At 52.4% G+C, this 12,385-nt stretch carries 14 protein-coding genes; 1 reads left to right on the top strand and 13 read right to left on the bottom strand.

Going from position 1 to position 12,385, the window contains the following annotated elements:
* Window positions 1-87: 87 nt before the first annotated feature.
* The 13 genes from AB1483_03600 to AB1483_03540 form a co-directional block, all read right to left on the bottom strand.
* Window positions 88-459 (bottom strand): hypothetical protein, encoded by a 372-nt coding sequence (locus AB1483_03600; GenBank protein MEW6411540.1) that lies wholly within the window; start codon window positions 457-459, stop codon window positions 88-90.
* A gap of 275 nt (window positions 460-734) precedes the next feature.
* Window positions 735-1,901 carry an ABC transporter permease gene (locus AB1483_03595; protein MEW6411539.1) on the bottom strand — a complete coding sequence of 389 codons (1,167 nt, stop codon included), beginning with the start codon at window positions 1,899-1,901 and terminating at the stop codon, window positions 735-737.
* 8 nt (window positions 1,902-1,909) lie between these two features.
* Entirely contained in the window at window positions 1,910-3,064 is a 1,155-nt protein-coding gene (locus AB1483_03590) for an FtsX-like permease family protein (protein ID MEW6411538.1), read from the bottom strand.
* Window positions 3,061-3,741, bottom strand: a complete 681-nt coding sequence (locus AB1483_03585; protein ID MEW6411537.1) for an ABC transporter ATP-binding protein — start codon at window positions 3,739-3,741, stop codon at window positions 3,061-3,063. Before AB1483_03585 ends, AB1483_03590 begins: the two co-directional genes overlap by 4 nt.
* A 13-nt stretch (window positions 3,742-3,754) precedes the next feature.
* Entirely contained in the window at window positions 3,755-4,945 is a 1,191-nt protein-coding gene (locus AB1483_03580; protein ID MEW6411536.1) for an efflux RND transporter periplasmic adaptor subunit, read from the bottom strand.
* Between the two features lie 130 nt (window positions 4,946-5,075).
* Window positions 5,076-5,387 (bottom strand): iron-sulfur cluster assembly protein, encoded by a 312-nt coding sequence (locus AB1483_03575; protein MEW6411535.1) that lies wholly within the window; start codon window positions 5,385-5,387, stop codon window positions 5,076-5,078.
* A 5-nt stretch (window positions 5,388-5,392) separates the two neighbouring features.
* Window positions 5,393-5,872 (bottom strand): Fe-S cluster assembly sulfur transfer protein SufU, encoded by a 480-nt coding sequence (sufU, locus tag AB1483_03570; protein ID MEW6411534.1) that lies wholly within the window; start codon window positions 5,870-5,872, stop codon window positions 5,393-5,395.
* Window positions 5,869-7,149: a cysteine desulfurase gene (locus AB1483_03565; GenBank protein ID MEW6411533.1), complete on the bottom strand. Its 1,281-nt coding sequence runs from the start codon at window positions 7,147-7,149 to the stop codon at window positions 5,869-5,871. The genes sufU and AB1483_03565 overlap by 4 nt, the downstream gene beginning before the upstream one ends.
* A 19-nt stretch (window positions 7,150-7,168) precedes the next feature.
* Window positions 7,169-7,480: a non-heme iron oxygenase ferredoxin subunit gene (locus AB1483_03560; GenBank protein ID MEW6411532.1), complete on the bottom strand. Its 312-nt coding sequence runs from the start codon at window positions 7,478-7,480 to the stop codon at window positions 7,169-7,171.
* A complete protein-coding gene (gene sufD / locus AB1483_03555; GenBank protein MEW6411531.1) occupies window positions 7,480-8,796 on the bottom strand; it encodes a Fe-S cluster assembly protein SufD in 1,317 nt (438 codons plus the stop codon). Before sufD ends, AB1483_03560 begins: the two co-directional genes overlap by 1 nt.
* 23 nt (window positions 8,797-8,819) lie before the next feature.
* On the bottom strand, window positions 8,820-10,253 hold the full coding sequence (gene sufB / locus AB1483_03550) for a Fe-S cluster assembly protein SufB (GenBank protein ID MEW6411530.1): 1,434 nt from the start codon (window positions 10,251-10,253) through the stop codon (window positions 8,820-8,822).
* Window positions 10,254-10,255: 2 nt separating this feature from the next.
* A complete protein-coding gene (gene sufC, locus AB1483_03545) occupies window positions 10,256-11,026 on the bottom strand; it encodes a Fe-S cluster assembly ATPase SufC (protein MEW6411529.1) in 771 nt (256 codons plus the stop codon).
* A gap of 51 nt (window positions 11,027-11,077) precedes the next feature.
* A complete protein-coding gene (locus tag AB1483_03540) occupies window positions 11,078-11,599 on the bottom strand; it encodes an Rrf2 family transcriptional regulator (GenBank protein ID MEW6411528.1) in 522 nt (173 codons plus the stop codon).
* A gap of 231 nt (window positions 11,600-11,830) precedes the next feature.
* Here AB1483_03540 and AB1483_03535 point away from each other — a divergent pair, with 231 nt between their 5' ends.
* The gene (locus tag AB1483_03535; GenBank protein MEW6411527.1) at window positions 11,831-12,376 is read left to right on the top strand and encodes a manganese efflux pump MntP family protein; all 546 of its coding nucleotides are present in this window, start codon (window positions 11,831-11,833) and stop codon (window positions 12,374-12,376) included.
* The last annotated feature ends 9 nt before the right edge of the window (window positions 12,377-12,385 follow it).

The raw sequence follows: 12,385 nt of genomic DNA, 5'->3' as shown, positions 1-12,385 counted from the left end.
CGAAAAGTATAAACCCCTCCCGATTCGGGAGGGGTTTTTTAGCGAGACTCAATTCAGAGTCTTCAGCGTAATGTCGTAGCAGTCAAATTACGGATTGCAGCTTCCGTCCTGCAGCTTCAGTTGAATCTGCAAACGGTCCATATCGCCGTCGAGCGAAGTAGGAACCACAACGGTATCCTGGCAGCTGCCATCCTGCAGTTTCAACTGGATCTGATCTTTGATCTGATCGCCGTTGAGCGTACCATCCGGCAAGGTGCTGGTGGTCAACTGACCGTTATTGTTCTGATAACCGGTACCATCTTCGGGAGCATACCAGTCGGGGTCCAGGCAGTTCGGAATTCCGTCACCGTCGTCGTCATGCAGCCACTGGTAGAAGTTTCCGTCGCCAGCTACCGCATTACCGGAACCCAGAAGAAGGGCGAATCCCAGTACCAGAAGTAAGGTGCTGATTCTACGCATTTCGATCATCTCCTCCGTTTGAGGTGTGAGGGTTAGTAGCTCTGGTTCTTTAGTGCCAGATGTCTGTCGTACGTGCAAAGGCTTTGCCAAGATTCGCTTGTACTACGAAGCAAGCCGTCTTTCAACGACTTATCAATTGGCACAGTTTTTGGGCTGGTCAAAAATAGCGTACCCACAGGCCCGGCCGAATGCTGAATTCGTACCGGCCGGTACAATTTACTTGGCACGAGGCCATAGTTTGGTGAAAATTACCTGATAGCGGCCGGGTGGCAGACCTATTTCGCGCGAAGAGCGTTGATGATGCGGAAACGGGCTGCCCGAACAGCGGGGAGAAAGCCTCCGACGAATCCCATTATGACGGCGAAAATAAGAGCATCGATGACTATCTGAGGCGATAATTCAAACGAGAAAGCTATCTCGGCGAACGTGTTCCAATTGGTCGTTGATACTTGAACGAACCTCAGGAAGCTCGCGGCTAACACCCCAAAAGTGCCACCTATCAGGGCAATCAGAAGCGACTCGATAAGAAACGCAGCCAGAACAGAGCGCCGGCTGAAACCGAGCGCGCGCAAAGTGCCAATCTCAACGGTTCTGTTAGCTACAGCGGCGTACATCGTGATCATAGCCCCGACAATCGCTCCGAGGGAGAATATTATGGAGATAGTCACGCCCAGGGCGTTGATGAAAATCGTGGTGAACTTAGACTGTTCCTCGTAATAATCCTTCTCTCGCATCACTTCGATTGTGTACCTGGGGTCGTTTTCCAGTTTTTGTTTGAAAGCGTCGAAATCTCCCGGATCGGCAAGTCTCATGGTAAGCGATGAAAACACCGGACGTCCGAAAGCATCCATGAGCTGATCGACATCACCCCACAACTCCGACTCAAAGCCGGAGCCATTCGTCTCAAAGACTCCGACCACGGTCCATTCTCGCATTCCAAAGCGAACTGTTTCACCGAGGCCGCATCCCTGAAACGACTCCGCTACTTTCTTACCGGCGATAATTTCCGAAGTCCCGGGTTGCCACATTCTACCTTCCACTATCTTAAATTCCGGCCGCATCCGGATAGACATCTCGGCAACGCCCCGCACCGGCACATTGCTGGGTTCATCGGTTCCGCGCTTGGGCTGGTTGATGAGCACGAGAATCTCGGAGGTGACCAGCGGGGTTCCGTTGTCGTCTTTTGCAATAGCTTCATCGGCCTTGATGGCATTGGCCATGTCGCGGTAGATGATAGACTGGACTTCGGTTTGGGAAGCTCTTCTTATCACGATGGCATTGTCATCCTCGCCGGTGGAAACGAGGGTGGTGCTGAGACCGTTGGACAGCATCAGTACGGCACAGAAGACAAAAACTACCAGCGCGATGCCAAAGACAGTCAGAATCGATGTCAGCTTGCGGGCAAATATGTTTCTGTACGAATAGTTCAGCAGCAGTGTCATATCGTGACCTATTCTATTATCCGTAGTCCGTCAACTATCGGCGTTCTGACCGCTTTCAGGGCCGGGAAAATGGCGGCAATCAATCCAACTACCAGCGACGCAAAAAGCCCGAAAAGCATGGTCATGGGATCAAGTCTCAGAACCGGGAAGAAGTCCTTCACAGCCATTGCGAGGAGATTCTTGATTGGAAAAGTAATGATCAAACCCAGCAGGCCGCCCATCGCGGCTATAAATAGTGACTCCCCGAAAATCAAACCGAGTATGTGAACAGGCCGGAAACCGAGAGTCTTCATCAGGGCGTACTCCGACACACGTTCCCTTGCGGTCATCGCCATAGTATTGGCAAGCACGAGAAGAATAATGCCGATGACCATGAATGAGATTATTCTCAAGCCGGTGACAATCGAACTGGCCATGGAGACGAAGCTCAACTGGAAGGCGCGTTCGGTCTGTGTCTTGGTCTCCGCGAGTGAGTTGGCGAAAAGACCGTCAATTCTGGCCGACATCTCAGCCGCCTGGTTCGGATCCGCGATTCTTACAATAAAAGAGCCGACTTGCCCGGCTCTTGGCGGCATCTCGATTCTCATGCGCTCGTCGAGGTATTCGAAGTGCATGAACCACTGGGATTCATCGGTCGTTTCTTCCCGGCCGGTGTAGATTCCCCGGATGATAAAGTCCCAGTCGCCAGGAAAGATTGTTCCCGTCAGGCGAACCGGGTCCCCGACCGTCCAGCCGAATCTGTCCGCCAGCGCGCGACCGACAATGACGGCGCTGCGTTCCTCCAAATAGGCCTGCTTCTGCTCCGGGGGAATTATGTATTCCGGATACAGATCGAGATAGGAATCATCGATCGCGAACTGAGGAAAGAAATTCTTAGGATCGACATAGGTGCCTCCGAACCACTGTGCCCACGACAGTCCGGTGACACCGTCGACCTGAGCGATCTTTTCTTTGTAAGCCAGCGGTAGAGGGAAAACCAGCGAGATGCTATTGGTAATGACCAACCGATTGGGGGAGGAGGCGTTCGCGCCGGCATACCAGGCATCGATTGCCGTTCGGATGACGGCAAATGCCATGACGGCGATGGCGAGTCCCAGGACAGTGAGAAACGATCGCAGAAGGTGACGGGTGGTGTTTCTGCTTACTAACTTGAGAACCTTCATACGTGATTGAGTTCCCCTTTGTCGAGATGGCGCTGGATGTGAGCTTTCTCGGCGGCCCGGGGATCGTGGGTAACCATAATGATGGTCTTTTTGAACTCCTGATTGAGGCGGCTAAGCAGTTCCATGACATCCTCGGCCGATTTTTTGTCAAGATCGCCAGTGGGTTCATCAGCGAGAATCAGAGTCGGGTCGGTCACAATGGCGCGGGCAATTGCCACCCGCTGTTCCTGACCGCCTGACAACTGGTTGGGATAGTGATCCATGCGGTCACTCAGCCCGACTGTCGACAGTGCCGTCTCCACCTGGCGGCGGCGCTCCCTGCGATTGAGTCTGGTCAGAAGAAGAGGCAGTTCCACGTTCTCAAAGGCGGTTAATACCGGCATGAGGTTATAGAACTGAAAAACGAAACCGATATTGCGGCTGCGCCACCTTGCCAGCTGGCCTTCGGATAGCCCCGTAACACTTTGACCGTCTACGATTACATCTCCATCGGAGGGTCGGTCGATACCGGCTATCAGATTGAGAAGAGTAGTCTTGCCTGAGCCGGATGGTCCCATGAGGGCGACGAATTCGGCCTCGGGGATATCGAGATTAATATTCTTCAGAACCGGAATTTCAAGGCTGTCGCGCCAATACGACTTATACACATTCTTTATCTGTACAAAGACATCTGCCATCAGTTGATCCTTGCTATTTTGTTACTTCGATTTTCTGTCCGGAAGCCATCTTGCCGGGAGGGGAGAGAACAACGCGGTCGCCCGGTTTCAACCCGCTGATAATTTCCGTTTTGTCGCCGAGCCCTCGACCGGTCCCTATCGCGACTTCCCTGACATTCTCGCCATCGACAAGGAAGACAACTTTCTGTCCATCGCGGGTGGTGATGGCATCGTTATCCACAGCCACCGCATTTGCGTATTCAGTGCTGTCCTTCGTTCTTCCGGCTTCGAAGAAGTTGACTCTGGCGGACATTTCCGGAAGCACCCGGTCGTCAATTTCGTCGAACGCAACTTTAGTTAGCACAGTAGCGCGGCTTCGATCCGCGGTGGGTACAATCTTTTTCACCTCACCCGGATAAGTTCTCCCCGGGTAGGCATCGAGAATAATGTCGCACTTTTGGCCGACCGAGACTTTGTGGATGTTTGCTTCTGAGACATCCGCCTCAACCTCCAGCGAGTTCATGTCGGCCAGGGTGACAATGGAACCTTTCGATGATGCCGATGACGCAAAGGGCGCGACTATCTCGCCAACATCGGCGTTTTTGGTCAGTATGGTGCCCGAAAAGGGAGCCCTTATGTAGGTATACTCGAGGTCAACCTCGGCGGCTTTGAGAGAAGCCTCCGCGGCGGCCACGCCGGCTTTTGCAAGGGCGTACGCTGTTTCGGCATCCTCGAAGACCGCTTCGGTTATTGAGCCGGTTTCATAGAGCTGTGCCTGGCGCCGATAATTTCTTCCGGCATTCAGAGAGTCAGCCATGGCTCTGACCAGATTCGCGCGGGCCAGCTCCAGATTGGCTTTGATATCCTCGTTTTCTAGTTCACCAATTATCTGGTTGGCCAACACAGTGTCACCCTCTTCGAAACCGAGATACTTGAGCCGTCCGGTGGCTTTCGAGGCCACCTCGGCCTTACGCTGCGCCACAACATAGCCCGAGGCTACCAGGCTGGCTTGCGATTCGGAGCCGGACAGCAAGGTGGCGATAGTGGTATTGACTTTGGTTGATGGCTCGACGAAGGTGCGGGTGATCAAATAGCCGACCACGACTGCGGCCGCAACGAGAACCCAGACGACAACCCAGATTTTTTTGCTGCGGGGGCGATCGCTGTATCTTTTGTCGCGGTCAATCTTCAGCGACGACAAATCGGGTCTATTGTTCTGTTCCATACGGTTATTAGATAAACTTTTTTGCGGTGATTTGGTTCCGGTAAATTAAGACTCCCCCGGATGGAATGTAAAGTTACTTTTTGGATGTTTTTGTCGTTGATTCGACTCAGTTACTGCTGTTTACAGTAGGCTACCAAATGCCGAGCAGGTCTTTGGCCTGATCGGAAGCCATCTCCTTGGGATCCCAGGGTGGGTCCCAGACCAGCTTGACTTCGACATCGCTGACTCCCTCGATCTCTTCTACCGCCCGGTGGACCATCGTCAAAAGCATCTCACCGTACGGGCAGGCAGGTGTTGTCAGAGTCATCTTTACCAGTACCTTGCCGTCTTCTTCAATCATGACGTCGTACACAAGCCCCAGGTCAACCACGCCGATGCGGATCTCCGGGTCCTGAATTGGCTTTAGAGCCTCAATGATCTTCTCTTTCGTGACATTTGCCATGAGAGTCAGTTCCTGTCTTCGGTGGAAACCACTGTCTTTTCGCCGGTTTTGCCCTGTTCGTAGTTTTTCAGCCCTTCGATAAGAGTCACCCAGGCGAGAAGAGCGCACTTGATACGCACGGGGAATTTGCGGACGCCTTTGAGAGCATCGAGGTCCTCGTATTCTTTCGGTATCTCAGTATTCTCTCCTTTGAGCATCTCTTTAACAACTTCGGCAATCTTTATAGCTTCATCCAGGGATTTCCCTTTAAGATATTCGGCCAGCATAGAGCCGGATGCTACCGAGATGGCGCAGCCCTTACAATCGACGTGAATATCTTTGACCGTACCGTCATCCATGGTTACCTGAAGCTCGATTTCGTCGCCGCACGACGGGTTCTGACCGTCGGAAGATACATCGACTCGGTCCACCGGTTTTTTGCCCCGGGGCGCGCGGAAATGGTCGAGGATAATCTCGCGATACATGTCATCAAGTCGATCACTCATAGCCCGAAATACCTCCTCATTTCCTTTAATGCGTCCACGAGAGCGTCGATATCGGACCGGTCGTTGTAGATGTATAGCGAAGCCCTCGCTGTGGCCACCTTGCCGAGGGTTTTCATCAGGGTCTGGGCGCAGTGGTGTCCCGCCCGGATAGCGATACCGCGCGAATCGAGAAAAGTACTGATATCGTGCGGGTGAATTTTCTCGTCGGTGAATGATATAGCGCCTCCGCGCTGGGTGGGATCCGTCGGCCCCTGAATTTCAATCCCGCCTATGCTACTGAGTTTTTCTATGGCGTACCCGGTGAGTTCGATCTCGTGCTGCCTGATTTGTTTCAAACCAAGTGATTCCAGGTAAGTCAGCGCCGCGTCGAACGCAACCACTCCGGCGATGTTGGGAGTGCCGGCTTCGAACTTGTGCGGCAGGTCGGCCCAGGTGATTTTGTCAAAGCTCACCTGGCGGATCATTTCGCCGCCCATGTTAAATGGCGGCATGGTCTCCAGAAGGTTTTTTCGGCCGTATAAAACTCCGACTCCTGTGGGACCGAGCATCTTGTGCGCCGAGAAGGCATAGAAGTCCGCGTTTATTTCCTTCACGTTCACAGGCATATGTGGTGCCGCCTGGGCACCGTCGACCAAAACAGTCACTCCCCTGCTGTGAGCGAGCTCCGTGAGATGTTTCACGGGATTGATGGTTCCAAGTACGTTGGACATGTGGGTTACGGCGAGGAGTTTTGTCCGCGTGGTGATAAGATTGTCAATGTCCGTCAGGTCAAGATGACCGGAAGGGGAGAGTTTGATTCTTTTTAGAATGGCTTTTTTCTTCTGCGAGAGTATCACCCACGGCACCAGGTTGGCATGGTGCTCCATTTCACTGATAATGATCTCATCCCCTTCACCGATATTCTGTTCTCCCCAGGTATAGGCCAGAAGATTGATCGCCTCGGTCGTTCCACCTGTAAAAATCACCTCGGCCGGTTCGACACCGCCGATAAATCTGACCACGTGCTCGCGCGTACTTTCGTAGGCCGCTGTAGCCTTTTCTGCCAGCGTGTGAAGGCCGCGATGAATATTGGCATTTGTTTTTTCATAATACTCGTTCAGCGCGTCAATTACTGCCCGGGGTTTTTGTGTGGTCGCGGCGTTGTCAAGATAAACAAGCCGATGGCCATTGACGGTCTGACTGAGAATGGGGAAGTCCTTCCTGATACTGTCAGGGTCAAGACACAAGCCAAGTCTATCGACCTGCTCTGTATTTAGGTTAGTTATGTCCGGTCTCATTTTGCCCTCTGCTTCTTGATCATTCAACCTTAACGAGTATACGCCCGTTTTCGACTCTGGTCGGGTAGGTATCGATACCCACTACGGCCGGCGGCGCTTTCACTTCGCCTGTCCTGATATCAAAGCGCGCCCCGTGCCTCGGGCAAACGACCTCTCCGCGACGAACATGACCGCTGCTGATGGGAGCATAGTCATGCGAACACTCATCGGCGAGAGCATAAATACCGTCATCGCCATTGATAACGACAATACGGGTGTGATTTACTTCAAAAGCCTTCATTTTGCCTTTGGGGATATCATCAATTTCCCCGACATCGATATACTCTCCCATCAAATGTGCTCCAGTCTTTGTGAAACGTATTCTGATAGTCTTTCCTGAAGGTCCTGTGGAACCTGCTTGAGGGTGTCACTGACAAACCCGGAAACGATCATGCGCACGGCATCCTGATAGCCGATCCCGCGAGCCTGCAAATAGAACACCATCATCGGGTCAATAGGTCCGATCGTGGCGCCATGGGTGCATCGGACATCTTCATTCAGAATCTCAAGCTCCGGGATGGTTTCGGCCCGAGTTCCTTTGTTCAGAAGCAGGTTGCGGTTTTCCTGGTAAGCTTCGCAGGTTTTCGCGTGACGGTCGATGCGGATCAGTCCGGTGTAGGCCGATACGGCCCGGTCGCGAAGGACCACTTTGAAATCTATGTCGGAACGGGTTTGTCCCGCGGCGTGGTCGTGCAGGGTGTGGTTGTCGAAGTGCTGATGGTTTGAGCCGAACAGCAAACCATACATGTTGCTCTCGGCTCCCTGACCGTTGAGAATTACGCCAAAGTTGTTTTTTGACAGTGATCCGCCAAAAGCGAGCGCGATAGTCAGCATATTAGCGCCGCGCTCGATGCGAGCTCGATGTGTCAAATATGATGTCGCGGCTGACGCCTGCCGCTGAAGCAGCACGTAGCGGGTACGACTGTCGGCAAGCCCGAAAATCTCCACCGCTCCATTGGTGTAGCTGTTGCCATCGCTTTCATCCGTGGAGCCGCCCCCATACTCATCGACGAGGGTCAGTTCGGCGTTTTCACCCACTACCACCAAAAGTCGAGGGAACTGGGCCGACTTGGATAGACCCGATTCGCGCAATAGATGAATCGGTTGTGCGACAGTCTTGCCGTCCGGCACATAAACGAAAATGCCGTCATTCCACAGCGCGCCGTTCATAGCTTCAAATTTGCCGGACTGATTGTTCACCAACTGGTAAATATACTTCTCAACCAGGTCGGGGTACCGCTTTACCGCCTCGGAGAGAGTCATTACGACCGCGCCCGACTTGGCCAGATTGTCGGTACCGTGGAAATTGATGTCTCGCCCGCCAAGATCGGTGACCAGCGCCGAAAGATGTCCCTGGCTCAGATTTTCAAGTTCTTGTTTTTCGACAATATCGTAGTTATCGCCGAAGGCCGTATCGGCAACGATATCGCGATCAATTACAAATCGAGCCGGATCGGTGTATCGCCACAGGTGTAGACCGCGCTCGGGCACGGGGGTATTGTTGTAGCTTTCGCGGGCGGACTGGCGTTTATCCCTGAGCCAGAGGGGACCGCGCTCAAGCTCCGAAGCCACCTCGGATATCTGTATGTCGTTTGTTGTTTCGTTCATGTTTCCATATCCAACCGGGTCGGTTAACCGATTGACCCTTCCATTTCAAGTTCAATAAGTCTGTTCAACTCCACCGCATACTCGAGCGGAAGTTCCTTTGTGAACGGCTCCATGAACCCGTTCACTATGAGCAGCCGGGCGTCGTCTTCGCTCAAGCCACGGCTGGTTAAATAAAACAGCTGTTCTTCCGCCACTTTCGAAACGCGGGCCTCATGTTCGACTCGGACCTGTTCGCTATCGATCTCCATTGTCGGGTAGGTATCACTTCTGGCTTCTTCGCCGATCAGAAGCGCATCGCACTCGACCGAAATTTTGGAATTGACGGCGTTCTTGTGGACCTTGGCAAGACCGCGATAAGACGCGCGGCCGTTATCCTTGGAGATGGATTTTGATGTGATCCGCGATGAAGTATTCGGGGCGGCGTGAATGACTTTCGCGCCCGCATCCTGGTGCTGATCGGCACCGGCAAAAGCGACCGAGAGAATTTCTCCTTTTGCGCCTTCACCAACGAGCTGAATACACGGGTATTTCATCGTAAGCCGGGAGCCCAGGTTGCCATCGACCCATTCCACGGTGGCGTTTTTGTGCGCGGTGGCCCGTTTCGTGACGAGATTGTAAATATTACGTGCCCAGTTCTGAATGGTCGTGTAACGGATATAGGCGTCATCGAGGGCAATCAACTCGACAACCGCCGAATGAAGCGAATCGGTCGAGTAAATCGGAGCAGTACATCCTTCGATATAGTGCACCCGTGAACCTTTATCGGCGATAATCAGCGTTCGCTCGAACTGGCCCATGTTCTCCGCGTTGATTCGGAAATAGGCCTGCAGGGGGATCTTGACGTCCACTCCCGGCGGGACATAGATGAAAGAGCCGCCCGACCATACCGCCGTGTTCAGTGCGGCGAATTTATTGTCGGTCGATGGTATCACGGTACCGAAGTATTTTTTGACGATATCGTTGTATTCTCGCAGGCCACTGTCCATGTCCAGAAAGATGACACCCTGCTCTTTGAGGTCTTCCTTCATGGAATGGTAAACCACCTCGGACTCATACTGGGCCGATACTCCGCCAAGGAAATTCTTCTCAGCCTCGGGGATTCCCAGCTTGTCGAAGGTTTTCTTGATATACTCAGGAACATCGTCCCAGCTCTTCTGCTGGTTTTCAATCGGTTTCATGAAGTAGTAGATATTGTCAAAGTCTATTTCACCGAGCAACTTGGTGTTGCCCCATTTAGGCATGGGTTTCGCATAGAATATGTCGAGCGCTTCGTGACGTTTGTCAGTCATCCACTTCGGTTCCTTTTTCATCTGCGAAATCATCTCGACAACTTCATGGCTGACGCCTCTTGCGCCTTTGTGGAAATAGTCAACCGGATCATGAAAACCATACTTGGTGGCGTAATCCTGATTGAGCCTGCTGAGTTCTTTATTTTGCTGTTTGATGGTCTCAGACATTGTCAGACCTCTGCTTTCTGTCTTGTTTCAACTTCAATCCAATCATACCCGGATTCTTCAAGTTGCAGCGCCAGCTCGGGCCCCCCGGATTTGACAAACTGCCCGTTCATCATGACGTGAACGTGGTGCGGTTTGACATAATTCAGAAGGCGCTGGTAGTGGGTTACCAGAAGCAACCCGTTGGTGTCGTTGTGGAAACGATTGATTCCAGACGCCACTGTTTTCAGGGCGTCGATATCGAGCCCGGAATCGGTTTCATCCAGAAGGGCCATTTTGGGGTTGAGGACAGACATCTGGAGGATCTCAATGCGTTTTTTTTCGCCGCCGGAGAACCCGTCGTTGAGATACCGGGTGGCAAACGACTGATCGACTGAGAGAGCTTCCATTTCGCTCTTGAGAAGTTTGCGGAAATCACTCATGTCGGCATCGGGACCGCGGTGAGATTTCAGTGCTGCCCTGAGAAAGTTGGCAACGGTGACTCCGGGAACGGCCAGAGGATACTGAAAGGCCAGAAACAGTCCGGCCCGCGAGCGCTCTTCCGGCTGCATTTCCAAAATATTCTTACCATTCAACAGGGCCGTGCCACTGGTGATACTGTAACCGGGATGTCCCATCAGGGCGTTGGAGAGCGAGGACTTACCGGACCCGTTTGGTCCCATTATAGCATGTATCTCCCCCGGGTAGACTTCTAAAGACACTCCCTTGACAACTTCCTTCCCCTCGACCTCGACGTGGAGGCCTTTGAACTCAAATAATGGTTTTCTACCTGTCATCTTTGCTTTATTCCTTAATTGTTCTTCTTTCATTCCAATTCAGTTCTCGCTTTACTGCGACTTGTCAACGGAAGATTCGCCGATGAGTCTATGCTTGCGATCTTTGATCGGTTCGGGGATTGAAAATCTGCCGTCTCTGTAGGTCAAATCGCTTTGGCACGAACCATTCATAATGGATTCGAGCGTCGTTTTTCCAAGAAAATCACTTACGAGTCGAGACAGTCCGACAAGGGTGTGGTGAACCGAACAATCTCCCGTGTGAATACATTTGTCCAGGTGTCCTGAATACTTGCGACAGTGATCCGGATCTATGAGCGGTCCACCCAGTGCGGTGATTACGTCAAAAAGCGTTATCTCGGAAGCTGGCCGAGCGATACTGAATCCGCCGCTTCGGCCGCGAACCGCCTCAACCAGACCGGTCTTGCGAAGCAGGGATAGCAGTTTTGAAGCATAGGGAACCGAGATACCCTCCCTTTCGGCTATATCAGAAATCGACAACTGGCCGCCCGGTCCAACCTGGGCCAGCGACAGAAGGCATCTGAGTCCATATTCTTCCAATGCTGATATTCTCATAAATCCACCATTTCCAAGTGCTTACATCACATTTTATAAATATAATACGAAATCTATACTAATTCGTATTGTTTTTATCTTAACGACCTGCCAAAAAAAACGTTCCCAATTTCAGCAAATTTTCCTTAGATTCCTTCCAGCACCTGAAAATGGTGGTTTAGTAGGGCTTTTGGGTCGAGCGGAAAACGAGGTAACTTGTTGAGACATAACGATCGGATCTGACGCAAAGACATGGAATTATTCAACATAGTACTTCTCGCATTTGCTCTGGCCTTCGATGCCTTTGCAGTCGCCATCGCCGTTGGTATAAAGCTCGGCCGGATAGATCGATGGACCGTGTTTCGCCTATCGTGGCATTTCGGCTTCGCCCAGTTCGGAATGCCCATAGTCGGATGGATCATAGGCGAGTATGTTTCGGGTGTTGTAGGCAGTTACGCCCGATGGATGGCGGCGGTGGTGCTGGTTATTATTGGTGGACGTCTTATCTGGGAACAGTTCAACCCGGATGAACGCTCGTGGAAAGGCGATCCCACCCGCGGCGCCAGTCTTATTGTACTTATGCTCGCGACCTCCATCGACGCTCTCGCGGCCGGATTTACCCTGGGTCTGGTTGGCATACAGATTCTGTATCCAACGCTGATAATTGGTGTCGTAGCGGCCTCGATGACCGTGCTCGGCCTGGTTTTCGGTAAAGCAGTTGGCCTTAGGTTCGGTCGGGGGGCGGGAATATTCGGCGGATTGATATTATTCGGGCTGGCAATAAAGACGATTTTGTGATCTGTCACG

This window comes from Candidatus Zixiibacteriota bacterium, assembly GCA_040756055.1.
In the GTDB taxonomy this organism is placed as follows: Bacteria; Zixibacteria; MSB-5A5; order GN15; family FEB-12.
The sequence above is the reverse complement of the archived record's forward strand: the minus strand, read 5'-3'. Positions and strand labels throughout refer to the sequence as shown.